At 74.1% G+C, this 23,468-nt stretch carries 21 protein-coding genes and 1 riboswitch; of the genes, 11 read left to right on the top strand and 10 right to left on the bottom strand.

Going from position 1 to position 23,468, the window contains the following annotated elements; all coding sequences use genetic code 11:
• Nucleotides 1-135 precede the first annotated feature (135 nt).
• Nucleotides 136-903, top strand: coding sequence for a class I SAM-dependent methyltransferase (locus HNR25_RS22285; RefSeq protein ID WP_184638385.1), 768 nt, complete (start codon nucleotides 136-138; stop codon nucleotides 901-903).
• Here HNR25_RS22285 and HNR25_RS22280 read toward each other — a convergent pair.
• Genes HNR25_RS22280 through HNR25_RS22265 form a run of 4 tightly spaced genes read right to left on the bottom strand, consistent with a single transcriptional unit; the run spans nucleotide 879 to nucleotide 5,759 of the window.
• On the bottom strand, nucleotides 879-2,456 hold the full coding sequence (locus HNR25_RS22280; RefSeq protein WP_184638383.1) for an ABC transporter ATP-binding protein: 1,578 nt from the start codon (nucleotides 2,454-2,456) through the stop codon (nucleotides 879-881). The genes HNR25_RS22285 and HNR25_RS22280 overlap by 25 nt on opposite strands.
• On the bottom strand, nucleotides 2,417-3,265 hold the full coding sequence (locus HNR25_RS22275) for an ABC transporter permease subunit (RefSeq protein ID WP_184639707.1): 849 nt from the start codon (nucleotides 3,263-3,265) through the stop codon (nucleotides 2,417-2,419). Before HNR25_RS22275 ends, HNR25_RS22280 begins: the two co-directional genes overlap by 40 nt.
• The gene (locus HNR25_RS22270) at nucleotides 3,265-4,218 is read right to left on the bottom strand and encodes an ABC transporter permease (RefSeq protein ID WP_221457778.1); all 954 of its coding nucleotides are present in this window, start codon (nucleotides 4,216-4,218) and stop codon (nucleotides 3,265-3,267) included. The genes HNR25_RS22275 and HNR25_RS22270 overlap by 1 nt, the downstream gene beginning before the upstream one ends.
• Nucleotides 4,215-5,759, bottom strand: a complete 1,545-nt coding sequence (locus HNR25_RS22265; RefSeq protein WP_184638381.1) for an ABC transporter substrate-binding protein — start codon at nucleotides 5,757-5,759, stop codon at nucleotides 4,215-4,217. Before HNR25_RS22265 ends, HNR25_RS22270 begins: the two co-directional genes overlap by 4 nt.
• Nucleotides 5,760-6,028: 269 nt before the next feature.
• Nucleotides 6,029-6,222: riboswitch (cobalamin riboswitch) on the bottom strand.
• Nucleotides 6,223-6,395: 173 nt separating this feature from the next.
• Between HNR25_RS22265 and HNR25_RS22260 the strand changes: the two genes are divergently transcribed.
• Nucleotides 6,396-7,706 (top strand): metal-dependent hydrolase family protein, encoded by a 1,311-nt coding sequence (locus HNR25_RS22260; protein WP_184638379.1) that lies wholly within the window; start codon nucleotides 6,396-6,398, stop codon nucleotides 7,704-7,706.
• 90 nt (nucleotides 7,707-7,796) lie between these two features.
• On the opposite strand, the gene HNR25_RS22255 is transcribed toward HNR25_RS22260, so the two are convergent.
• Together HNR25_RS22255 and HNR25_RS22250 are read right to left on the bottom strand one after the other, a co-directional pair.
• Nucleotides 7,797-9,170 (bottom strand): DUF2231 domain-containing protein, encoded by a 1,374-nt coding sequence (locus tag HNR25_RS22255; protein WP_184638377.1) that lies wholly within the window; start codon nucleotides 9,168-9,170, stop codon nucleotides 7,797-7,799.
• A gap of 164 nt (nucleotides 9,171-9,334) precedes the next feature.
• Nucleotides 9,335-10,297: a universal stress protein gene (locus HNR25_RS22250; RefSeq protein ID WP_184638375.1), complete on the bottom strand. Its 963-nt coding sequence runs from the start codon at nucleotides 10,295-10,297 to the stop codon at nucleotides 9,335-9,337.
• A 350-nt stretch (nucleotides 10,298-10,647) separates the two neighbouring features.
• On the opposite strand from HNR25_RS22250, the gene HNR25_RS22245 reads away from it, so the two are divergent.
• From HNR25_RS22245 to HNR25_RS22235, 3 genes are all read left to right on the top strand, one after another.
• A complete protein-coding gene (locus HNR25_RS22245) occupies nucleotides 10,648-11,358 on the top strand; it encodes a helix-turn-helix domain-containing protein (protein ID WP_184638373.1) in 711 nt (236 codons plus the stop codon).
• 181 nt (nucleotides 11,359-11,539) lie between these two features.
• Entirely contained in the window at nucleotides 11,540-12,001 is a 462-nt protein-coding gene (locus HNR25_RS22240; protein ID WP_184638371.1) for an RrF2 family transcriptional regulator, read from the top strand.
• Nucleotides 12,002-12,093: 92 nt separating this feature from the next.
• The gene (locus HNR25_RS22235; RefSeq protein WP_184638369.1) at nucleotides 12,094-13,293 is read left to right on the top strand and encodes a globin domain-containing protein; all 1,200 of its coding nucleotides are present in this window, start codon (nucleotides 12,094-12,096) and stop codon (nucleotides 13,291-13,293) included.
• A gap of 59 nt (nucleotides 13,294-13,352) precedes the next feature.
• Here the strand turns inward: HNR25_RS22235 and HNR25_RS22230 are convergent, their stop codons facing one another.
• On the bottom strand, nucleotides 13,353-14,063 hold the full coding sequence (locus tag HNR25_RS22230; protein WP_312862743.1) for an NmrA family NAD(P)-binding protein: 711 nt from the start codon (nucleotides 14,061-14,063) through the stop codon (nucleotides 13,353-13,355).
• Between the two features lie 540 nt (nucleotides 14,064-14,603).
• Between HNR25_RS22230 and HNR25_RS22225 the strand changes: the two genes are divergently transcribed.
• Nucleotides 14,604-15,020, top strand: a complete 417-nt coding sequence (locus HNR25_RS22225) for a nuclear transport factor 2 family protein (RefSeq protein ID WP_184638367.1) — start codon at nucleotides 14,604-14,606, stop codon at nucleotides 15,018-15,020.
• A 107-nt stretch (nucleotides 15,021-15,127) separates the two neighbouring features.
• On the opposite strand, the gene HNR25_RS22220 is transcribed toward HNR25_RS22225, so the two are convergent.
• Complete coding sequence (locus tag HNR25_RS22220; RefSeq protein ID WP_184638365.1) at nucleotides 15,128-15,973, bottom strand: siderophore-interacting protein; 846 nt, start codon at nucleotides 15,971-15,973, stop codon at nucleotides 15,128-15,130.
• 148 nt (nucleotides 15,974-16,121) lie between these two features.
• Nucleotides 16,122-16,490 (bottom strand): Ldh family oxidoreductase, encoded by a 369-nt coding sequence (locus tag HNR25_RS22215; RefSeq protein WP_184638363.1) that lies wholly within the window; start codon nucleotides 16,488-16,490, stop codon nucleotides 16,122-16,124.
• A gap of 316 nt (nucleotides 16,491-16,806) precedes the next feature.
• On the opposite strand from HNR25_RS22215, the gene HNR25_RS22210 reads away from it, so the two are divergent.
• The 4 genes from HNR25_RS22210 to HNR25_RS22195 all read left to right on the top strand — a co-directional run bounded on the left by HNR25_RS22210 (nucleotide 16,807) and on the right by HNR25_RS22195 (nucleotide 20,359).
• The gene (locus HNR25_RS22210) at nucleotides 16,807-17,841 is read left to right on the top strand and encodes a zinc-binding dehydrogenase (RefSeq protein ID WP_184638361.1); all 1,035 of its coding nucleotides are present in this window, start codon (nucleotides 16,807-16,809) and stop codon (nucleotides 17,839-17,841) included.
• A gap of 258 nt (nucleotides 17,842-18,099) precedes the next feature.
• The gene (locus HNR25_RS22205; protein WP_184638359.1) at nucleotides 18,100-18,612 is read left to right on the top strand and encodes a MarR family winged helix-turn-helix transcriptional regulator; all 513 of its coding nucleotides are present in this window, start codon (nucleotides 18,100-18,102) and stop codon (nucleotides 18,610-18,612) included.
• A 59-nt stretch (nucleotides 18,613-18,671) separates the two neighbouring features.
• The gene (locus HNR25_RS22200) at nucleotides 18,672-19,769 is read left to right on the top strand and encodes an LLM class flavin-dependent oxidoreductase (RefSeq protein ID WP_184638357.1); all 1,098 of its coding nucleotides are present in this window, start codon (nucleotides 18,672-18,674) and stop codon (nucleotides 19,767-19,769) included.
• Nucleotides 19,766-20,359 carry a CE1759 family FMN reductase gene (locus HNR25_RS22195; RefSeq protein WP_184638355.1) on the top strand — a complete coding sequence of 198 codons (594 nt, stop codon included), beginning with the start codon at nucleotides 19,766-19,768 and terminating at the stop codon, nucleotides 20,357-20,359. The genes HNR25_RS22200 and HNR25_RS22195 overlap by 4 nt, the downstream gene beginning before the upstream one ends.
• Nucleotides 20,360-20,390: 31 nt before the next feature.
• Here HNR25_RS22195 and HNR25_RS22190 read toward each other — a convergent pair whose 3' ends face one another.
• Entirely contained in the window at nucleotides 20,391-22,061 is a 1,671-nt protein-coding gene (locus tag HNR25_RS22190) for a BCCT family transporter (RefSeq protein WP_184638354.1), read from the bottom strand.
• Between the two features lie 268 nt (nucleotides 22,062-22,329).
• On the opposite strand from HNR25_RS22190, the gene HNR25_RS22185 reads away from it, so the two are divergent.
• Nucleotides 22,330-23,424: an NAD-binding protein gene (locus HNR25_RS22185; RefSeq protein ID WP_184638351.1), complete on the top strand. Its 1,095-nt coding sequence runs from the start codon at nucleotides 22,330-22,332 to the stop codon at nucleotides 23,422-23,424.
• Nucleotides 23,425-23,468 lie beyond the last annotated feature (44 nt).

Genomic DNA, 23,468 nt, shown 5'->3' with positions numbered 1-23,468 from the left:
GTCCGAACAGGGCCGGCGGGCGGCTGCCGGAACCCGCTCGCAGCGCCGGGGCTTCCCCCGAGAGCCGCGGCGCCACCGGCGTGCAGTAGGTTCGCAGCGGCACGTGGTCGCACGAGAGAAGGAAGCGAGGTCCCGGTGCCCGTCGACGAAAGACTGGCCGCGGAGTGGCTGCGGCGGTGGGATGTCCAGCAGGAGCGCTATCTGGCCGACCGCGAAGAGCGGTTCACCGTCATCGGCGACGTGGTCGAACACGCGGTCGAGCACACCGCGGCGGGTCGGGACCGGCCGTGCGTGGTGGATCTGGGGTGCGGGCCCGGTTCGCTTGCTGTGCGTCTGGCCGAACGGTTGCCCGAGGCGCGCGTGGTGGGCGTCGATTCCGATCCGCTTCTGCTGGCGCTGGGCGCCGCCACCGCGCCGGAGCGGGTGCGCCTGGTCGACGCGTGGGTGGGGCGCGACGGGTGGCTCGACGCGCTCGGGCTCGGCGGCGGAGTCGACGCTGCGGTTTCGACCACGGCGCTGCACTGGTTGCCGGAGGAGCAGCTGGCCCGGACCTACCGCGACATGGCCGCGGTGATGCGATCGGGCGCGGTGCTGGTCGACGGCGACCATCTGGAGCAGGAGCGGCCCCGACTGGCGGCGACCGCCCAAGCGGTACGGGACCGGCGGCTGGAGCGCAGCGGTGTGCTCGGCAACGAGGACTGGCGGTCGTGGTGGGACGCCGCCGCCGGCGTGCCGGAGTTCGCCGACCTGCTGGCCGAGCGCGAGCGCCGCGGCGCCACCGGCGGGTGGGGCAACGGTTTCACGTTGACCCGGCACACCGAGCTGCTGCACGCCGCCGGCTTCTCCGAGGTGGGCACCGTGTGGCAGTACGGCGACAACTATGTGCTGGTGGCGGTGCGCTGAAGCCCGCTCGCCTCGACGAGTGTCCGGCTCTGCGCGGTCGCGGGTGCGGCGATCAACCTGTCGCAGGGGGCGTTCTCGACGATGCGTCCTCCGGCCATGACGGCCGCGTGCTCGGCGTACTCGGCGACGAGGCCGAGGTCGTGGCTGATGAGCAGCAGCGCCGTACCGCGCTCCGTGGCCGTCGCGCAGAGCGCGCCGAGGACGTCCGCCTGGCGTTCGCCGTCCAGGGCCGTGGTGACCTCGTCGCATACGAGTACATCGGGGTGGGCCAGCAGGGCGCGGGCCAGCGCGGCGCGCTGCAGCTCGCCGCCCGAGATCTGCGCGGGCCGGCGGGCCGCGGTCGCCGCGCCCACGCCGAAGCCCTCCAAGAGTGTGCGGGCCTCGGTCAGCGACTCCGTCCGCCCGAGTCCGCGCAGCCGGACCGCGGTGCGCGCGATCTGGACGTCCACGGGCCGGTCCGCGTCGAAGGAGGTCAGCACTTCCTGCCAGACGTATTGCACACGCCGCACCTGCTCCGTGTCGCGGCGCGCGAGCGGCGGCAGGGGGCGGTCGGCCAGCTCCACGGTGCCCGACGCGGGGGTGTGCAGCCCGGCGACGCACCGGGCGAGGGTCGTTTTGCCGCCGCCGGAGGGGCCGATGAGACCGGACACCGTGCCCGCCCCGAGGTCGAGATCCGCGCCGTCCACGGCGAGGGTGCGCCTGCGCCCGGCGCGGTGGCGGGCGCCCAGTCCCCGCACCCGCAGCAGGGGCGCAGAGCCGTTCGCCGACCGCCGCGCGGCCGCGGGCGGGCCGGCACCGCCCACAGGCCGGGGCAGGCGGCCGGCGCCGCTGCGCCGCCGCTCGCCTCCCAGGCGCACGACGGTGTCGGCCAGCGCGTCCACCGCCGCGCGGTCGTGGCTGAGCAGCAGCACGGCCAACCCGGTTTCGGCGAGGCCGCGCACCGTGCCGATGACGCTGAGTTTCGTCGCCGCGTCCAGTCCGGTGGTGGGTTCGTCCAATACGAGCAGGCGCGGGCGGCACACGAGTGTCTGGGCGAGCGCGACGCGCTGCCGCTGTCCGCCGGAGAAGCGGTGCGGGAACCGGCGGAGGGTGTCGGTGTCGGCCGGCAGGGCGGCCGTGCGCAGCGCCTCCAGGGACGCGGACCGCAGAGCGGCGGCACGCGCGCGGCCCCGGCCGCCGGGCGGATCGTGGATCGCGGCCAGTTCCCGCAGGACCGAACCCACGCGCCGGGCCGGGTTCAGCGCGGCGGCCGAGTCCTGCGGCAGGTAGGCGACGGTGCCGCCGCGCAGCCGCTCCAGGTCCCGCTCGGATGCGCGGTACCCGCCGTCGACCACGTCCACGCCGTCGACCCGGATCCGGCCCGAGACGGCGGCCGCACGCGGCCACTCCCCCAGCAGCGCACGCGCGGTGGTGGTCTTGCCGCTGCCGGAGGGCCCCACCAGGGCGGTCACCGCGCCGGCGGCGGCGGTCAACGAGGCGCCCTCCACGAGCGGCCGCCCGTCCACGCACACCCTCAGGCCCTGCGCTTCGGCGACCGGTTCGGACCGGTCCATGTCCACTCCCTTCTCGGTCCCGGCTGCGTCCGGGCGCGGATCGCGCGGTCCCACAGCAGGTTCAGCCCCACGGTGAAAGAGACGAGCATCGCCACCGGCGCCAGCGGGGCGAGCGGCTGCACGGTCAGGCCCGTGCGGTTGTGCGCGACGGCCACGGCCCAGTCCGGTGCCGTGGGCCCGGGGCCGAGGCCGAGGAAGTTGGCCGATGCGACCAGCGCGATCGCAGCGGTGATCCGGGTGCCCGTGTCGGCGGCGACGGGACGCAGAACGCGCCTGCCGACGTAGCCGAAGTAGAGGCGGGCGCGGCTCTCCCCCTGCAGCCGCATGGCCTGGAACACCGGTGCGCTCACCGCGTCCAGCGCCGCCGCCCGGACCAGGCGCGCCACGCCCGGCGCGTTGGTGACGGCGACCACGGCGGCGATCACTGCGGCCTGCGACGACCACCACACCGCGACGACGCTGATCATCAGGAGCGAGGGCACGCCCATCACGACGTCGAGCGGGCGCAGCAGCGCCGCGTCCGCCCAGCCGCGGCGGGCGGCGGCCGCCGCGAGGCCGATCGCGCCGCCGACGGCGTAGGCGAGCGCGACCGCGGCCAGCGACACGGCCAGGACCGAGCGGCCGCCCAGCAGCAGCTGGGTGAGCACGTCGCGGCCCAGCCGGTCGGTTCCGAGCGGGTAGCCGCCGCCGGGCGCGGCGAACGGCGGCCCCGGATCGGCCGCGACCAGCGGTGCCAGCAGCGGTCCGGCCAGCCCGGTCGCAGCGGGTACCAGGACCATGGCGAGGGGGAGCGCCGCGCGCCGCCGCATCACCGGCGCACCTGCTCGATCCGCGGCACGAGCCGCCGGGAGACCAGCTCGGCCGCCTGGTTGAGGGCGATCGTCACCGCGCCGAGAACGAAGACGTACCCCTGGACCACGGGAACGTCGCGCATGGCGACCGCGTCGACGACTCCCCCCGCGACTCCGGGGACCGCGAACACGACCTCCACGACCAGCACTCCCGAGAACAGGTTGTCTCCGACGCGCGCCAGCTCCTCGGATGCGGGGGCGAGGGCGTTGGGAGCGACATGGCGCAGCAGCAGCCGGCGGCGCCCCACACCGAGGCGGCGGGCGTGGGCGGCGTATTCGCTGCGCATGGCATCGGCGGTGCCCGCGCGCACCTGGCGGACGAGCAGCGCCGCGACCCGGCACAGCAGGACCGCGACGGGCAGCACCAGCAGTAGCGGGTCGGTGAGCAGCCGCCAGCCGTCGGCGCCCATCGCGGTGGCGGGAAGCAGGCGCACCTGCAGGGACAGCCCCAGGACCAGCAGCATCGCCAGCGCGAAGTCGGGGATGGAGTACAGCACAAGGGTGGCCGTGGTCACGGCCCGGTCCAGGCGGCCGCCCTCCCCGGCCCCGGCGGCCAGGCCGAGGGCCGCGGCCAGGGGCACCAGCAGCGCCACCGTCGCGGCGGCCAGGATGAGGGTGGGCGGCAGGGATCGGGCCACCAGGTCGGTGACCGGCCGGCCCGAGATCAGCGAGGTTCCGAGGTCGCCGGTGAGCAGGTCCTGCCACCACTGGAGGAACCGGATCGTCGGCGGCTCGTCCAGGCCCATCCGGGCGCGGATCTCCGCCGCCTGCTGCGGGGTGTAGTCCTCGCCGAGGACCGCCTCGGCTGCGTCGCCGGGCAGCGCCTCGGTCGCGGTGAACACCAGCACCGACAGGGCGAGCAGCTGCGCGGCGGCCACGCCGAGGCGGCCGAGGGCGGCCCGTGCCGTCACTCCAACCAGACCCGGTCGAACCTCGCCCAGTCGGCGGTGTTGGGCGGCGCGTCCCGCTCGACACCGCGCAGGGACGCGGCGGTGGCGTTGATCCACTCGGTGTAGCCCCACACGATCAGGCCGCCGTCGTCGTGGAGCTCCTGCTGGAGCTCGTGGTAGCGGCGGGTGCGCTCCTGCTCGTCGGCGGTGGCCTGGGCCCGGGCGAACGCTTCGTCGAACCCCGCGCGCTTCCAGCCGGTGACGTTCTGGGGTGCGTCGCTGACCATGCGCAGCGCGAGGTGGTTGGGGATGGGCATCGACCCGGACCGGTAGGAGGCGAACACGCCCTGGTCCAGGATGTCGCTGAAGTAGGTGTCCTGGTTGCCCACGCGCACGTCGACGGTGGCCCCGGCCTCGGCGGCCTGTTCGGCGAAGAGGGTGGCGGCGTCGACGAAGCCGGGCGCGGCCTCGGAGGTGTCGAGCGCGACCTCCAGGTCCTGGGCGCCGGCCTCGCGCAGCAGGCGGCGCGCCCGGTCCAGGTCGCGTCCGCGCTGGGGCAGGTCGTCGTCGAAGTACCGGTATCCGCTGCCGAAGACGTCGTTGCCGACCCGCGCGGTTCCGGCGGAGACGACATCCACCAAGCGCTCGCGGTCCACCAGCAGCCGGAACGCCTTGCGTACCCGCGGGTCGTCGAACGGCGCCCGGTCGGTCTTCATCGCCATGGCGGCCATCCCGCTGTTGGGGGTGCGCACCACGGTGACATCGGGGTTGTCCTCGTTCGAGCGGGCGAAGGTGGCCGACATGTCGTGGATGTACTCGCCTTGCCCGCCGAGCAGGGCGTTGCCGCGCGCTTCGGACTCGGCGGAGAGGATCTCCAGTTCCCCGATGCGCGCCCCGCCGTCCCAGTGGTCGCCGAACCGCTCCGCGCGCATCGACCGGCCGGCCTCGAAGGAGGCGAGAGTGAACGCTCCCGACCCCACTGCGTCGGTGGCGGGGTCGCGGTCGTCGAAGTCGGCCGGGACGATGTGCATGCCGGTACCGGCGAGAAGCGCGGGCAGCTCGTAGGTGGGCGAGGTCAGCCGCAGCTCGACCGTGCGCTCCTCCACCGCTCGGGAGTTGCCCAGGTCGACCCGGGCCAGCAGGGTGCGGCCGTTGCGCGGGGTGTCGGCGGGGGCCGTGATGCGCGCGTAGCTGGCCAGCACGTCGTCGGCGGTCACCGTGCGGCCGTCGTGGAATCGGGCGGCGCGCAGCCGGAACCGCCACCGGGCGCCGCCCTCGTCGACCGTCCAGTCCTCGGCGAGCTGGCCGCGCGGCGACATGTCGGCGTTGAACTGGGTCAGCTTCTCGTACAGCGCCTTGTGCCGGGCCTGGTCGATGAACAGCGGCTGGACGTGCGGATCCATCGACTCGTTGGCGCCTCCGCCCGCGAAGAGCGCGCGGACCCGGCCGCCGCTTCGGGGCCGTTCCGGGGCCGGATCACCGGAGCATCCGCCGAGCAGGACCGCGCCGGCGCCGAGCGCTCCCAGGCCCAGCGCCGCCCGGCGTGTCGTTTCTATCGGCATGAGGGCGCCACCTCCGGTACGCCGCAGGGTGTGTGCGCGCAAGCGGGGGCGGTGCGGGCGCGGTGGCCGCGCACCGCCGGACATGCTGCTGGCAGGATCACGTCGCCTTTCCTCGGGCGGTCGGGGCCCGCCGTCGGCAGGCGGGCGCGGGAATACGACCGGGGCGGTATCAGCGCAGGCGGAGGGGCGCCGACCGCGCGGCGACGCGTCGGCGACCGTGGTGTCCGTGCATGGGCGATGCCCGTCCTCCCTGGGGTGATCCGCCCCGGCTCGTGAGGCACGACGACGTGAGTCTCCTGGCTCGCGGGTCTGCGCCGGGACCCCGGCCTTCCCGCCCCGCACGGGGCAGTGGCCGTCTTGCAGGGCCGGCTCGCCGCTCACAGTGGCGGTACCGCGCCGGATTCGCACCGGCCTTCCTCGGTTCGCCGTCGTGATCGTTCGACCGCAATCCTGACATATCCCGGTCGCGCATCCGATGCGTCCCCGCGCCGGCGGGCGCGGGGCCCGGCGGCAGCGACGGTCCCGCCAACAGTCTCCGCACGGGATCCGCCCGAAAGCGCCGAAAACAGCCCTGCGGCCCGCGGTTCCATCGGGATGTTCCGTTTACCCGGGAACGATCACGGCTAGGAATCGGACATGATCGGACAGTCACCGGACCCGGTCCTCATCCGGAACGTGCGCATCTTCGACGGCGTCGACCAGGAACTGCGCCACGGCCACGTCCTCCTCAAGGACCGCAGGATCGCCAGGGTGTTCCTCGCCCCGGAGGAACCGCCCGCGGGGATCGAGGCCGCGGTCGTCGACGGCACCCGGACCGACGGCACCTCGCGAGTGCTGATGCCGGGGCTGATCGACGCCCACGCCCACGTCATGCTGGCCGGGAGCACGCAGGAGCAGCTCCTGCTGGGCGGCGCCGGGCTTGCCTATTACAACGGACTGGCCGAGGCCCGGGCCATGCTCATGCGCGGCTTCACCACCGTCCGCGACATGTCCGGCGACACGGTCGACCTCAAGCGGGTGCTGGATTCCGGAGCCTTCCCCGGGCCCCGCATCTACCCCTGCCAGGCGGGCATCTCCCAGACCTCCGGCCACGCCGACTTCGGCACCGCCTACGAGCCTCCGACCGCCCTGGGCGGGATGCCCTCGCGCGCCGAGGAGCTGGGCATGTCCCGCATCGCCGACGGACGCGACCGCGTCCTGGCCGCGGTGCGCGAGCAGCTCAAGAAGGGCGCCAGCCAGATCAAGGTCATGGCGGGAGGCGGGGTGGCCTCCGCCTACGACCCCGTGGACGTGTGCCAGTACACCCCGGACGAGCTCCGTGCCGCCGTCGAGGCCGCCGACGACTGGGGGACCTACGTCTCCGTGCACGTCTACGCGGACGCGGGCATCGAGCGCGCCGTCGAGGCAGGGGTGCGCTCGATCGAGCACGGCCACCTGGCCCAGGAGTCCGCCTTCGCCTCACTGGCGCAGCACGGCGCCTGGCTGAGCACGCAACCGTTCGTGGAGAGCGACCATTCCTACCCGAACCCGGCCTCGGCCGCGAAGAACCGGCTCGTGTGCGACGGGGTGGAACGGACCTACCGCTGGGCTCGCGAGTACGGGGTGAAGACGGCGTTCGGCAGCGACCTGCTGCTCGACCCCTCCCGAAGCCGCATGCAGGCGCTCATGCTGCCCCGTCTCACCGGCTTCGGATACACCGCCGCAGAAGCGTTGGCCATGGCCACCTCCGGAAACGCCGGCCTCCTCGCGCTTGCGGGCAGGCGCGACCCTTACCGGTTGGACGACTGCGCGTCCCCCTTGGGACGTATCGCCGAAGGGGCGTGGGCCGACGTGCTGGTGGTCGACGGAGACCCCACCCGGAACCTGGACCTGTTGGCCGCGCCGGAGGCTAACCTGGCTGTCATCGTCAAGGACGGGCGCATCCACAAGAACCTGCTCGGGGCGTAGCCGGAGCATCCTCCGCCGGCCGGGTGCGGCTCCCGTCCCCCGCATCGTCCGATGCGGGCGAGATGCGGTGCACCGCCGCTGCGCCTCCTGCTACGACGGGTCGACGCCGAACATGCGCCTGAAGGAGAGCTCACCGCCGAGCCACCCCGCGTACCCGAGAATCGCCGTGCTGAGCGCCGTAAGCATCAGCCCCGTCGGCAGCACCGCGCCTTCCGGATCGGGAATCCGCAGCAGAAACGTGACCAGGAGCAGAACCAGCACGACGCCGTTGGCGGCTCCGTGCCGCAGCGCCGCCGCGCTCTTGCGGATCTTCCGGACTCCGATGAAATCCACGAGACCGGGCACGGCTGCTGCCAGGCCGCTGAAAAGGCCGCCGCCGACCAGCCACACGCCGGCCGAGGCCCAGGCCGGGGACCCTTCGGCCACGTACCCGATGTCCGCGGCCAATGCGGCGACGATCAGGCCGATCGGCAGCGCGACCAGCATCGGATGGACGGGGTGCCCCTTGACCGCCGCACGGCTGGGCGTCGGCTCGTGAGTCATCGAATACTCCTCCCGCGCAGAAGCGCCCCTACCCGCGGGGCCGACGGCGCTAACCGGCGACGGCGCCGCCGCGCGGGCTCTCTCCCGCCGCCGGTGCGGATGCCGCCGCGGCCGGCACTGCCGCTGCCCGGCTCCCACGCGGCGCACCGGTGTCGCCCGAAGGTGTGGCGTCATAGCAGGCGAGACGGGGTCTGCCCGGTGGCGACCGCAGTGGGGGAGCACCGTTCCGGCGGTGGGGCGCACCGCGTCCCGGCTCGGCTCGGCCCGGCCCGGTGCACCCGCGACGACGGCCGGGGCTGCCGCCGGTCGGCCGGACGCTCCTGCGCCTCGACGGCGCTCGCAGGCCCACGCCGCCGACGACCAGCGGGTGTCGACCTCGGCTTCGCGCACCCGGCTCAAGGCCAGTTCGACGGCCTGGTCGTACCCGAGACGGTCGTCGTCGCCGAGCAGGCCGGCGAGGTCGTTCTCGCCGCAGGTGGCCTCGTTGCGCAGCGACTCGATGAGCGGGCGGGCGACGGCGCCCGGCACCGGCGTCACCAGTCCCACCCACAGGCTCGACAGCCCGGGTGTAAGCACGGGGACCGGAACGATCAGCCGCGGCCTCAGCCTGGCCAGGCGCGCGAAGCGCTGGACCATCCGGGCACAGGTGAGGACATCGGGGCCGCCGATGTCGAAGGTGCGGTCGGTCTCGGCGGGCAGCCGCAGCGCGGCCACGAGCAGCCGGAGCACATCGCGCACCGCGATCGGCTGGACCCGGGTGGAGACCCGGCGCGGCGTGGTCATGACCGGCAGGCGCTCGGTCAGGTGGCGCAGCATCTCGAAGGACGCCGAACCCGACCCCAGGATCACGGCGGCACGCAGGACCACGGTGGGAACGCGCGAGCGCCGGCGGGCCGCGCGCGGGTTCGCGTGCAGCACCATGATGCCCCCTCACCACCGGTTCCTTCCCGCATTCCGCGGATCCCTCCGCCGCAAACCCGATCCGGGGGCGGGATGCGGGCCGGCGGGCGGTTCCGCGCCGGGCGCACGCCGCGGGGAGCCGCCGGGTGCGGGCTGCGCGCAATCCGGGTACCGACGGCGTCCGGTCACGCGGTGTCGGCTCCCGACTCCCGGGGCCGCGTCACCACGACCGGCGCCGGGGCGTGGTGGAGCACCGCCTGGCTCACCGACCCCAGCAGCAGACCCGCGAAGCCGCCGCGCCCGCGCGAGCCCACGACGATGAGGGCGGCCCCGGCGCCTTCGGTGAGCAGGGCGTGGGCGGGGTGGTCCTCGACCACGGCTGACCGGACCGGAACGTCGGCGGTCTCGGGAGTGCGGGCCTGTTCCACCGTGGTGCGTACGTGCGTCTCGGCGCGGTCGGCGGCGCGCCGGTGCTCGGCGACGTAGGAGGGGTCCGTGAGGGCTGCGGCGTCGATGGGCGCCGATATCAGCCACGCGTGTACGGCGACGAGTTCGGCGCCCGTACGCGAGGCGTGGTCCAGGGCGAACCGCAGAGCGCCGTCGGAACCGGCGGATCCGTCCATCCCCACCACCACACGGCCGCGCCGTCGCCACTCGCCTTCCCGCTCGCCGCCGGCGTCCTCGCGCGGTTCCGGGACCACCGCGACGGGGCAGGGCGCATGCGCGCTGACGCGGACGCCCACCGCACCCAAAAAGGCCGATGCGACGCCGCCCAGGCCGCGTGAGCCCACGACCACCATCGCCGCCCGGCGCGCTGCGGCCAGTAGAGCGTGGGCGGAGCTGAGGGAGGAGACCTCGGTGCGCACGTCGAGTCCCGGGTGGATCCGGCCGACGCGGTCGACGGCGCCCTCCAGCAGGCGCGTGGCGTGGTCGGCGGTTTCGGGCGGGGGCGTTATCCGCACCGCGTGCCCGAACGGAACCGCGACCAGGGGCATGCTCAGCGCGTGCAGCACGGTCAGCGGCAGGGCGCGGTCGGCGGCCGCGCGGGCCGCCCAATCCAGGGCCGTCCGGCTCGCGGCCGAGCCGTCCATGCCCACCACGACGCCGGCGGCCTCGGTACGGTTGTCCGTGTTCGTGGTATCGCTCATCGTACGGTCCCTCCCCCTGTACCGCGGCGGTGGCGTCGGCCCGGTCCGCGGCGCGGGTTCCGCGCACGCGCGCACCGGCGGGGCTCCGCCCGGATTCCGTGGCCGTCTCCTCCCCGGGGCCGCCCTCCCCTGCGTGCTTTCCTGCGGCGGGGGCCGGCATGCGTGCGCCCTTGCCGCACATCGGCGGCCTCCGGTCCGCAGCCACGTGCCATCCGGCCCGATTCCGGGCAGCGGACCGGTGGTTTCGGTCCCGGGTCACGGGCCCGGCACTCCAGGGCCCCGCGCCCGCCGTCGGCGTGCGGGCGGAGGCCGCGTCGAGCAGCAGGAACGGGGAAGGCAGAGGTAGGGCGATGAACGAACCCCACAGCACCGACGGCGGCGACATGGCCCGCCGTATCACCCGGCGCCGCTCGGATCTGGGATTCACACGAGCCGAGGTGGCCGAACGCGCCGGTATGGACCCGGGGTACGTGCGATATCTGGAGCGGCACCCGGCGCGCTTGAGCCGGGAATCGCTGTACCGGCTGTCGCAGGCGTTGCACACGTCCCCGGAACACCTGCTGGGCGCCGACACCGACACCCCGCCGGGCGCCGCCGCGACCGCCGTGCCCGAACCGGAGATCCACACGCTGACCGCCGAGGAGAGCCGGGAGCTGATCGGTCCCGCCGGAGTCGGGCGCGTGGCGTTCACCACTGCCGCCGGCGCCCCTCCGACCGTGCTTCCGGTCAACTACGCCCTCGACGGCGACGCCGTGGTCGTGCGCACCGCCGCCGGCGGGATCATCGCCCGGAACGCCTCCGGGCCGATGAGCTTCCAGGTCGACCGGATCGACGACGCCATGAGCGAGGGGTGGAGCGTACTCGTGGCCGGGCGCGCCCGCCTCGTCGAGGACGAGGGCGAACTGGCGGCGCTGCGGGAGCGACACGCCCTGCGCCCGTGGGCGGGCGGCGACCGCCACGCCTGGGTCCGCATCGAGGCCGACGGGGTCACCGGCCGCCGCGTCGGCGGGCACACCGCGGGCCCGCAGGCGGCGTTCGAGGAGCGGCCGCCCGGGCCCTGAGGGGATCCGGGGGCGTTCCGCCCTCCGCCTTCGCCGCCCGGCGGGGGCGCCGGGGCGGTGCCGCTCGGGTCGCCGCGCGGACCGGCGAGGCGACCGCCCGGCTCCGGCGGCGCGGAGCGGCCGCGGGGGCGCATCCCGTGGGCGGTTCGGACTCGTCGCAGGCGGCGGCCTATCGTGAAGCATGCGCTTGACCGAATTCACCGACGTCTCCCTGCGCCTGGTCATGCGGCTGGCCGTGGCCGGGGAGGGCGAGCGGCTCACCACGCGGGCCGCCGCGGACATGCTCGCGGTCTCCTACGCTCACACCGCCAAGGCGGTCGCCCGGCTGTCCGAACTCGGGCTGATCGAGGCGCGCCGCGGCCGCGGCGGCGGACTGCGGCTCACCGGCGCGGGGCGGCAGGCCTCGGTGGGAGCGGTCGTGCGGGAACTGGAGGGTGCGGGCGACGTGGTGGGCTGCACGGACGACCCGCCGTGCCCGCTGCGGGCGGCGTGCCGGCTGCGCCGGGCGCTATGGGAGGCCCAAGAGGCGTTCTTCGCGTCCCTGGACGGGATCACCGTGCAGGACCTGGCCGCCTCGCCCACGCGCGAAATCCTGGTCTCCCTGGGTACCGCGGTCGCAGACGGCGATGCGGCACCCCGGTGAAGGGGGCTCCCGCGGACACTTTAATATGCATCTCGGATGCAAATTAAATGCGGGCGCGGACACCCCCGGCGCCCGCGGCCGATGGAGGTCCCATGCTTTCCGAGGAGTCCGCCGCGACCGTCCGGGCCACCCTTCCCGTGCTGGCCCGATCCCTCGACGCCGTCACCGCCCGGTTCTACGACACGATGTTCGCCGACCGCCCCGAACTCCTGGACGGTCTGTTCAACCGGGCCAACCAGGCCAACGGCGAACAGCGCAGGGCCCTGGCGGGCGCGATCGCCGCCTTCGCCTCGGCCCTGGTGGACCACCCTGATCAGCGCCCCGACGCGCTCCTGTCGCGCATCGCCCACAAGCACGTCTCCCTGGGCGTCACCGAGGACCAGTACGTGGTGGTGCACACGTACCTGTTCGGCGCGATCGCCCACGTGCTCGGCGACGCCGCCACACCCGACGTGGTCGCGGCCTGGGACGAGGTCTACTGGCTGATGGCGGGTGCGCTGATCGCCCAGGAGGCCCGCCTCTACGCGCGTTCGGGCGTCGACGGGCACTCCGCGTGGCGCCGGTGGGAGGTCGCCGAGCGCCGGGCCGAGACCGACGACGTCGTCTCCCTGGCGCTCCGGCCGGCCGACGGCGCACCCGTTCCCGAGGTGCGCCCCGGGCAGTACGTCAGCGTGCGCACGCGCCTGCCCGACGGCGTGCACCAGGCCCGGCAGTACTCGGTCTCCCACAGCGACGGCGAGCGGATCCGGATCACCGTCAAGCGCACGGACGCGACCGCGGACGAGCCCGCCGGGGAGGTCTCCACCCGCATCCACACCGCGGTCGGCGCCGGCGACGCCCTCAGCGTCTCCATCCCCGCCGGCGACGTGACGCCCGCCGGCGGCGACCGCCCCCTCGTCCTGGTCTCCGCCGGGATCGGATGCACGCCGGTGGTCGGCATGCTCAACGCCCTCGCCGACGCCCGCTCCACCCGGCGGGTGCTCCTGCTGCACGCCGACCGCTCCCCCGGCACCCACGCGCTGCGCGCCGACACCGAGGAGGCCCTCGGCCGCCTCCCCCGCGCCGACAGCGCCGTCTGGTACGAGCACGACGCGGCCGGCGCGCACCGGCAGGGCCGCATGGACCTGTCCGAGGTGGCGCTTCCCGAGGCCCCGGAGGTCTACATGTGCGGCCCGCTGCCGTTCATGCGCGACGTCCGCACGCAACTGCTGCGCGCCGGCGTGCCCGCGCACTCCATCCACTACGAGGTCTTCGGCCCGGACCTGTGGCTGCCCGACGGAGCACCGGCCTGATTCGCGCCGCACGGCCGGGACGTACGCCCAAGCGGCCGCCGCGACGATCGCGCGGGGCGTCACACCGGGACGAACACCGCGGCGTCGTCGCGCGCGAAGTCGGTGATGTCGCGTGCGAGGCGCCCGGTGAGATCGGCGACCGACGTGTGCACGTCGGCGGCCTCGCCGCGGGCGTAGTGGGCGTAGTCCTCCACGAGACCGGCGATCTGCCACGGCGGAAGCACGCCGGCCAACGCGGCCGCAAACCGGTCGGCGGGCGCGTCCCGGAACGTGACGGCGCGCCCGGTGGCGGCGGACAGCGCCCGGGCGATCCCGTCGTGGGTCACAACGCGGGGCCCGGTCAGTGTGTACGTTCGGCCCGTGTGCCCCGCGCCGGTCAGCACCGCGGCGGCCGCCTCCGCGATATCCCCGGTGTCGACGGCGCTCACGGCGGCCCCGCCGACGGGCGCGGCGAACCGCCCCTGGGCGACGGTGCCGGCGAACGCGAGCAGCGCCTGCATGTAGAGGTTGGGACGCAGCACGGTGTGGTCGAGGCCCAGCCGCCGCACGTGTGCTTCGACTTCGGCGTGCCAGCGCAGGAACCGCACCGGCGATCCGGTTTCCGCGCCGTACTGCGAGAGCACCACGAGCCGGTGCAGTCCGGCGCCGCGGGCCAGGTCGGCGAATCGCATCTGCAGCGCGGCGGCGTCCTCGGCCGAAGGGCTGTTGAGGAAGGCCGCGTCGACGCCTTTCAGCGCGGCGGTGACCGGCTCCCCGGAAACCGGGCTGATCCGGGCGGCGACGTCTTCCAGTTCTCGCCGGGCCCGGGTGCTCGCCCCAGACGACCGCGACCTCGGTGCCGGGCACGGAGCGCTCGGAGTCGGCCGGCGCCGGCAAGGATCCCACCGGGGCGATCGAGGCGGTGTGCGTCGTCATGCCGACCAGGCCCGCGCCGTTTTCCGCGCGGTGGTGGCCGTAGCCGAGCACGAACCCGGGGTCGGCGCCTCGTCCAGGACCCGGCGCACGTCCTCGGGGTCGAAGACGAGGGTGACCTTGGTGCGGCACGCATCCGGTAAAGCGTTCCGCCACCGCAGACGAATACGGCAACTGCCGGACACGACGCCCGCCCGCCGCCGAGCCGATTCGCGATTCGCGCAGCTTTCTTTCCGGACCCCGTTCCGGGCGCCGGTGGCCGCGCGTCCCCGGCGCCGCCGTGCGCCGGCCGACCGGATCGGCGTTGCCGCCCGGACCGAGCGGCGGCGCACCGGGGGCATCGGCCGGCGTCGCCGCGGTCGCCTCCGCGCCGGGGCCCGGCCTGGCACACTGACCGCATGGGAGAAGCCGAATCCACCGACGCCTGCGCCGCCGAGATCGAGCGCCTGCACCGGGTCCTGCAGGGGTGGCTCTCGGGCGCCGTCCCGTGTTCCGCCGAGGAGTTCGCGGCGTTCTCCGACGCCCACATCCCGGAGTTCACGCTGATCACCGGTGACGGGGCGGAGCTGACGCGCGACCAGGTCATCGGATCCGTCCGGAGCGCGCACGGGTCTGCGGAGCGGCTGCGGATCCGGACACACGGCACCCGCCTCGCGGCCGCGGACACGCGCCTGCTCGTCGCGTCGTTCACCGAACAGCACAGCGGGACTCCCGACGCGCGTTCGCGCCGCTGCACCGCCGTGTTCGAACGCGACCCGAGCGCGCCGCACGGGCTACGGTGGCGACACCTCCAGGAGACCTACCTGGACCGGTGAAGCGCCCGCGGCCCGGCCGTATCGAGCGGCCCGTGCGGCGGCGGGCGCCGCTCCCGCCCGGCGGCCGCCCGAACCGCAGGAAGCCCCTGCCCCGGTGCCGCCGGCCCTCAGCTCTCGGCGCCCTCCTGTTCCGCTTCGACCTCGCGGTTCCATTCGCGCTTGGCGGACTGCCAGCCGTCCTCGTTCAAGCCCAGGCGCCAGTAGCCCGAGATCGACAGCCGCTCGCGGTCGATGCCCCGCTCGGTGCGCAGCACGCGCCGCAACTCCTTCACGAAGCCGGCCTCGCCGTGCACGAACACCTGGACGTCGCCGGGCGGGAACTCCATCCCGGCGACCGCGCGCACCAGCGGCGCGCCCACACCCTCGGAGCCCCGGTGCAGCCAGGTGATCGAGGCGTCGGCGGCGGTCTCCAGCTTCTGCTCCTCCTGCGGCCCGGCGACTTCGACGAAAACGCGGGCCCGGGCGCCCCGCGGCAGGTTCTCCAGCGCGGTCGCGATGGCCGGCAGCGCACTCTCGTCGCCGGCGAGGAGATGCCAATCCGCGGCCGGATCGGGCGCGTAGCCACCGCCGGGCCCGGAAAAGTAGAGGTCGTCTCCCGGGCGGGCCGCCGCGGCCCACGGCCCCGCGATCCCCTTGTCGCCGTGGTGGACGAAGTCCACCGTCAGCTCACCCGCGTCGGCGTCCCAGTGGCGCACGGTGTAGGTGCGCATGACCGGCCACTGGTCGCGCGGCTGCTCTTCGCGGATGCGCTGCAGATCGAAGGGTTCGGGGTAGGCGCCGCCGTCGGCGGGGAACAGCAGCTTGATGTAGTGGTCGGTGCAGTCGCCCAGGGCGAAGTCGTCCAGTCCGGGGCCGCCCAGGACCACGCGGATCATGTGCGGAGTGAGCGGTTCGACACGCTGCACCCGGGCGCGTCTGGCGCGCGGGCTCGTGCGTTCGGGGCGCTGGGCCATGGTGGTTCCTTCCTCGCCGTTGCTGCCGAAACGGCCCCGCGCATGCGGCGCGGGGCCGGGACACCGGTGGGGGCGGTCTCCGCCCGGTGTCCCGGCCCCGCCGACGCGGCCGGGCCTTCGGTCGAGCCGATGGGCCAAGCGTCCCAGATCAGGACTGCGCGGCTGCGGCCGCGGTCGGGGGCAGTGCCGCACCCAGCCGCTCGGCGGCGGCGCTGACGTCGGCCCACACCTTCGCCCCCACGGGCACCCCCTGCTCGCCGCGCTGCTCCGCGATGTCCGCGCTGCGCTCACCGGGGTGGAGGATCTCCTCCGTGCCCTCGGCCCGGGGCAGGTCCTTCAGCGCTTCCACGGTGTCGCGAACGAACCCGGCATAGCCGTCCCCGTCGCCCAAGGCCGCCTGGTCGAGGTCGGTCGACAGAGCGTTCTGCCGGTGGACCGCGCCGTCGGGATCGTCGCTGCCGCGCTCCGCACGCGGCGAAACCCGCCGACCCGGACCGCCCAGTACCGCCCGGGTCATGTGCGCAGTGAGATCCTCCACCCGCCGCCCGGCCACGCGTGACACGCGGATTCGCGCGTTCAGGCCCTCGGCCGCAGCCGTGGCCTCCTCGCAGGCGCGTCGCCGGGGCCGAGCGTCCCGGATCGGGACTGCGCGGCCGCGGCCGCGCTCGGGGGCCTGCTGCCGCCCCGTTCGTCTTGCCTGCCCGTTGCACCCGGGATGCCTGGTTGAGTGGTGGGTAGCCGTTTTGCGACGGGGGTGATCGCAAGCGGCCGGGAGCCGCCGCGGCGATCATTCCGTGCGGCGGAGAACCACCATCGAATCGAGAAGGTTTCATATGCGAGCGACGCTCATCTACGGGGCCGGCGACGTCCGGGTGGAGCAGGTTCCGGACCCGAAGCTGCACGAGCCCACGGACGCGATCGTGCGTGTGCTGCGCTCCTGCGTCTGCGGCAGCGACCTGTGGCCCTACGGGTCGATGCCCGACTCGGCGGCGGGCGAGCGCATCGGTCACGAGTTCCTCGGCGTCGTCGAGGAGGCCGGATCGGAGGTTTCCGGACTGCGGACGGGCGACGTGGTCGTCGCACCGTTCGTGTGGGCCGACAACACCTGCGACTTCTGCTCGGAGGGCCTGCATACGTCGTGCCGCCACGGCGGCATGTGGGGCACGGGCGGCACGGACGGCGGCCAGGGCGAGGCCGTGCGGGTGCCCCACGCCCAGGGCACGCTGGTGAAGATGCCGGTCGGCGAGGACGCGGCGCTGCTGCCGTCGCTGCTGACGCTGTCGGACGTGTTCCCCACGGGCCACCACAGTGCCGTCACCGCCGGGGTGTCGCCGCGCACGTCGGTCACGGTGATCGGCGACGGTGCGGTCGGCCTGTCTGCGGTACTGGCCGCCAAGCGGCTCGGCGCCGAGCGGATCATCCTCATGGGACGCCACACCGACCGCACCGGTCTCGGCCGCGAGTTCGGCGCGACCGACGTCGTCGCCGAGCGCGGCGAGGAGGGAGTCGAACGCGTCCGCGAGCTCACCGGCGGTGACGGCACGCACACGGTGCTCGAATGCGTCGGCCTGGACCCGGCGCTGGAGACCGCGCTGGGGGCGGTGCGCGACGGCGGCGTGGTCAGCCGGGTCGGTGCCCCGCAGTACGAGCAGGTGCCGATGGGCTTCGGCACGTTCTTCCGCAACGTCACCCTCACCGGCGGTGTCGCGCCCGCGCGGGCCTACATCGACGAGCTGCTGCCCGACGTACTGGACGGTCGGATCGAGCCGGGGCGGGTGTTCGACCGCACCGTCGGCCTCGACCAGGTGCCCGACGGCTACCGCGCCATGGCCGACCGCGAGGCCCTGAAGGTCCTGGTCCGGCCCTGAACCATACGCATTCCGGCGGGCGCGCACCGGCGGGCGCGCGCCGGCGGGCGCGCGCCCGCGGCCGGCGCCCCGGCAGGGGCCGGTAGGCGACGCCCCGGGGCGGTCGCCGAGGACACAGACCGGGCGCCCCCGGCGACACCGGTGCAGCGGCCCCTCCCCCGCGATGCCGGCGGCGGGCTCCGGCGGGCGCCCCGACACGGGTCCGGCGGTGCAGTCGCCCGTTACTTCACCATTTGAAGCTCTTGCTAAGCTGGCGATATGGTGGACTGGCACGACTCGCTGCAGCGACAGGCCTGGCGGCCCTACATCGAGACGAGCCTGCTCCTGGAGACCCGGCTGGACGAGGACCTGCGCACGACCGCCGGGATGAGCCTGGTGGACTACCACCTGCTGCTGGTTCTGTCGGAGAGCCCCGCGCACCGGCTGCGGATGGGCGAACTGGCGGCGCGCATGGTGTTCTCCCCGAGCCGACTGACCTACCAGGTCAAGGTGCTGGAGCGGCGCGGATGGGTGCTGCGCCACCCGTCGCCGGACGACAAGCGGGTCAGCTACGCGGTACTCACCGCCACCGGGCTCGAAGCGTTCCGGGGCGCCGACCGCCACCACATCGAGACCGTGCAGCGGCTGTTCACCGCCGACCTCGGCGAGGACGACCTGCACGTGATCGCCCGCGTGTTCACTCGCCTGCGGTGCCGCCTGGAGGAGTCGCGCGCCCCGGCCGGCGGGGGCCGCGCCGCGGCCCCCGCAGCCGATCACCGACCGGGGGAATAGTCCGCCCCCCGCCACCGTTCTGACAATCGGTTCAAATCTGAACGACCGAGGAGGTCGCCATGCAGTTCGGGGTGTTCACGGTCGGCGACGTCACGCCCGACCCGACGACCGGGCGCACACCGACGGAAGCCGAGCGGATCCAAGCGATGGTGGCCATCGCCCGCAAGGCCGAAGAGGTGGGGCTCGACGTGTTCGCCACCGGCGAGCACCACAACCCGCCGTTCGTTCCGTCCTCGCCGACCACGATGCTGGGCTATGTCGCGGCCCGGACCGAGCGCCTGATCCTGTCCACGTCGACGACGCTGATCACGACCAACGACCCGGTCAAGATCGCCGAGGACTACGCGATGCTGCAGCATCTGGCCGACGGGCGGGTGGACCTGATGATGGGCCGCGGCAACCAGGGGCCCGTCTATCCCTGGTTCGGCCAGGACATCCGCAAGGGGATCCCGCTGGCCGTGGAGAACTACCACCTGCTGCACCGGCTGTGGCGCGAAGACGTCGTCGACTGGAAGGGCGAGTTCCGCACTCCGCTGCAGGGCTTCACCTCCACTCCGCGGCCGCTGGACGGCGTGCCGCCGTTCGTCTGGCACGGCTCCATCCGCAGCCCCGAGATCGCCGAGCAGGCCGCCTACTACGGCGACGGCTTCTTCCACAACCACATCTTCTGGCCGCCCGAGCACACCGAGCGGATGGTCGAGCTGTACCGCCGGCGCTTCGAGCACTACGGCCACGGCCGCGCCGACCAGGCCGTCGTCGGTCTGGGCGGACAGGTGTTCATGCGCCGCAACTCCCAGGACGCCGTCGCGGAGTTCCGGCCCTACTTCGACGACGCCCCGGTCTACGGCGGAGGGCCGTCGCTGGAGGAATTCTCCGAGCGGACCCCGCTCACCGTCGGCAGCCCGGCCCAGGTCATCGACCGCACGCTGGGGTTCCGCGACTACGTCGGCGACTACCAGCGCCAACTGTTCCTGATCGACCACGCCGGCCTGCCGCTGAAGACCGTACTGGAGCAGCTCGACATGCTGGGCGAAGAGGTGGTGCCGGTGCTGCGCAAGGAGTTCGAGGCGGCGCGCCCGGCCCACGTCCCCGACGCCCCCACCCATGCGTCCCTGCTTCGGGCGCAGCGCGAGAAGACGGAGGAGAACCCGGCATGACCAGCATCCTCGCGATCTCCGCGGGCCTGTCCCAACCCTCCAGCACCCGGCTGCTGACCGACCGGCTGGCCGCGGCCGCCGACGTCGGGACCGGGGCCGACGTGGTGGAGCTGCGCGACTACGCCCACGACATCACCGACCACCTGCTGACGGGCTTCGCCGACGCGCGCCTGCAGCGGGTACTCGACCGACTCGACGCCGCCGACGGGCTCATCCTGGTGACCCCGACGTTCAGCGCCTCCTACAGCGGCCTGTTCAAGTCCTTCCTGGACGTGGTCGACCCCGAGTCGATGGAGGGCAAACCCGTACTGCTGGGCGCGACCGGCGGCACCGAGCGGCACTCGCTCATGCTGGAGCACGCGCTGCGCCCGCTGGCGGCCTACCTGCGGGCCCGGCCCGTGCCCACCGCCGTCTACGCCGCCGCCTCCGACTGGGGCAACGACGCCGACCTCGACCGGCGCATCGCCCGCGCGGCGGGAGAACTCGCCGCGGCCGCACAGGGCCGTCCCGCTCCCGCGCGGACGAAGGAGGGCTCGTTCGACGAACCGGTCCCCTTCGAGCAGCTGCTCAACGGGACGACGCAGCACTAGGGCGCCGGGCGTTCCGCCGGTCCTGCGTGCATCAACCGTCCTTCCGGGGGGTGTCACCGGTGGCGCCCGGGGTGTCGACGAGCCCTTCCCCGGCCAGGTTCTCCAGCACCTGCGCCGCCAGCTCCTCGCGCTGCAGCGCCCGCTGCAGGCGCAGCTGGCGGCGCCGTTCCCGGCGGAACGAGCGCACCAGCGCCGCGCACATGGCGATCATGACCACGCTGAACGGCAGCGCCACCACGACCGCCGCGTACCGCAGCGCGGTCAGCGCGTCGTCCCCGCCGGCGGTGAGCAGCGCGACCGCCACCGCGCCCTCCAGCACCGACCAGAAGATCCGGCTGCCCACCGGCGGGTCCTGGTCGCCGCCGGAGGCGAGCATGTCCACCACCAGCGATCCGGAGTCCGACGACGTCACGAAGAACAGCGCCACGAGGACGACGGCCACCACGACCGCCGCACCGCCCCACGGCAGCCCGCCCAGCAGCTCATACAGCGCACCCGTCTGCGACACCGATCCGTCGGCGCCGATCAGTCCCCCGGCGAAGGCGTCCCCGCCGCGGCGCACCTGCTGCCACAGGGCGCTCCCGCCGAACACCGTGAACCACACCAGGGTCACGGCGGTGGGCACGATCAGCACCCCGGCGACGAACTCCCGGACGCTGCGCCCGCGGGAGATGCGGGCGATGAACACGCCCACGAACGGGGCCCAGGAGATCCACCAGCCCCAGTAGAAGATCGTCCACCAGCTCTGCCACTCGGCGCCGCCGGCTCCGGCCGTCGCGGCGGTGTCGAAGCTCATGGCGACGATGTTCTGGAAGTAGGCCCCGATCAGCTGCGCCCCTTCGCGCAGCAGGAAGACGGTCGGTCCGGCCACGGCGACGAACACCAGCAGTACCGCGGCGATCGAGAAGTTCAGCCCCGACAGCACGCGGATCCCGCGGTGCACCCCGGTAGCCACGGACACGATCGCCGCCAGCGTGATCACGCCGATCAGCGCGGCCTTGGCCGCCGTTCCCGGGGCCGCCAGCAGCTCCAGCACTTCCAGACCGGTCGCGATCTGGGAGACCCCCAGGCCCAGCGAGGTCGCCACCCCGAACACCGTGGCGACGACCGCCGCCACGTCGACGGCGTCGCCGACCGGACCGTTCACCCGGCTGCCCAGCAACGGCTCCAGCACCCAGCGCACCGAGACCGGCCGGCCCCGGCGGTGCACGGTGTAGGCGACCGCCAGCCCGACCACCGCATAGACCGCCCAGGCGTGCAGTCCCCAGTGCAGCAGGGTCTGCACCAGAGCCCCCTCGGCGGCCTCCGCCGGCGGCCCGTCCACTCCCGAGGCGCGGTTGGGGACGCCCGCGAAGTGGTGCAGGGGCTCGGCGACACCCCAGAACATCAGGCCGATGCCCATTCCGGCGGCGAACAGCATCGAAAACCACGATCCGCGCCCGAATTCGGGGTCTTCGTCGTCGGGGCCCAGGCGGATGTCTCCCGTGTGGCCCATGGCCGCCCAGAGCGCGAACACCACGAACCCGGCGACGACGACCACGTAGTACCAGCTCAGTGAGGCCACGATCCAGTCGTGGGCCGCGGTCATCCACGTGAACGCCACGTGGGGCGCCCCCATCGCGAACGCCACGAACGCCGCGATGACCACGGCGGCCGGGACGAACACCCCCGGCTTGGCCGCGCCCCGCGCCGACTGCCGCATCCTCGACCACGCTCCCGCTGTCGCCGTGCACTGCGCGGAGAATCCCGACACCGCGTGCACGGCGGTGTCGGACAGCCGCCATGCGTACCCGTACCCGCACGGCCGGTGCGCGATAGCTCGCCGCTCCTCCCGGCACGTCCGGCGGACGGGGCCGGGAATCGTCTCTTCGCCTTCGGGGTAGGACTCGACCGTCGAACCGTTGATCGTCGGCTGAGCGACCGAGCAGCGTGATCCGGGCCTTCCCGCTTCCGCTGGGAAAGAGTGCACGATGCGGCTGTGGCCGGGGCGCCTGGTTGACCGGATGTGGCGCCGCGCCACCTGGGCCCTTCCGCTCTGGCTGCTGATGTTCGTGTTCGTCAGCAGCTGGCTGCTGATGGCCTGGGTCGAGCCGCGCGGCTCGGCCGTCGTGCAACCGGGAGCCTACTGGTGGTGGTTCGCGGGAACGATCACGCCCGCCGCCCCCGGACCGGGCGAGCACTACCCCGGCACGCCGGCCGGACGCGGGATCGGCATCTACGTCATCGTCGGCGGCATCGTCACGATCACCATGCTGTTCACCCGCCTGGCGCGGATGCTCGACAAGGCCAAGGAGCTGCGCATGCACGGACGGGCGGCGGTCAAGTCCAGCGGGCACATCGCCGTGCTCGGGTACACGCCCACGCGCACCGAACGCATCGTCGACGGACTCACCGCCGAGGAGGATCACCAGATCGCCCTGTGCGCCTGGCCCGACCAGGCCGAGGCTCATCCCCTGGCCCACCGCGACGACGTGGCGTTCGTCCGGGGCGACCTCACTGAAGACGGCGTCCTGGCGCGGGCGGGGCTGGCGAGTGCGGCGGCGGTGCTGGTGGACGCCCGCGACGACGACGAAGCTCTGAAAACCACGGTCGCCGCGGCCCACGCCGCCCCCCGCGCCCACATCGTGGTCGCGCTGCACGACACCGCCCACACCCGCACGATGTCGCGCGTCGCGCCGGAGGCCCGGTGCGTGTCGCGGCACGACGTGCGGCTGCTGGCCGCCGAGGTGCACGACAAGGGCATGTCCCGCGTGGTCGACCGGCTGCTGGGCCACGACGACCGCGGCTGCTACTCCATCGACGTGCCCGACGCGCTGGCCGAACGCACCTACGGCCAGTTCCAGATGGCGCTGGGCCGGTGGAACGCCGCCACCGTACTGGGCTTCAGCGACCGGGGAGAGCTCCTGCTGAGCCCGTCCTGGACCCGGGAGGTACCGCGCGGGGCCCGGCTGTTCTACCTCGCCCGCAAGCGCCTGACCGCCGCCGACCTGGAACGCCTCGTCGACCGGGCCGAGCGGGCCCTGATGTTCGACGACCGCGAGATGATCCGCTCGGAGTGGCACTAGCCCGCGCGCGAGCGCGCTGCTGCCGGACACGGTCGCCCCTACAG

The sequence above is a fragment of the Streptomonospora salina genome (assembly GCF_014204715.1).
GTDB classification, from domain to species: domain Bacteria; phylum Actinomycetota; class Actinomycetes; order Streptosporangiales; family Streptosporangiaceae; genus Streptomonospora; species Streptomonospora salina.
Note: the sequence above shows the minus strand (reverse complement) of the source record. Positions and strands in the feature narration are given on the sequence as shown.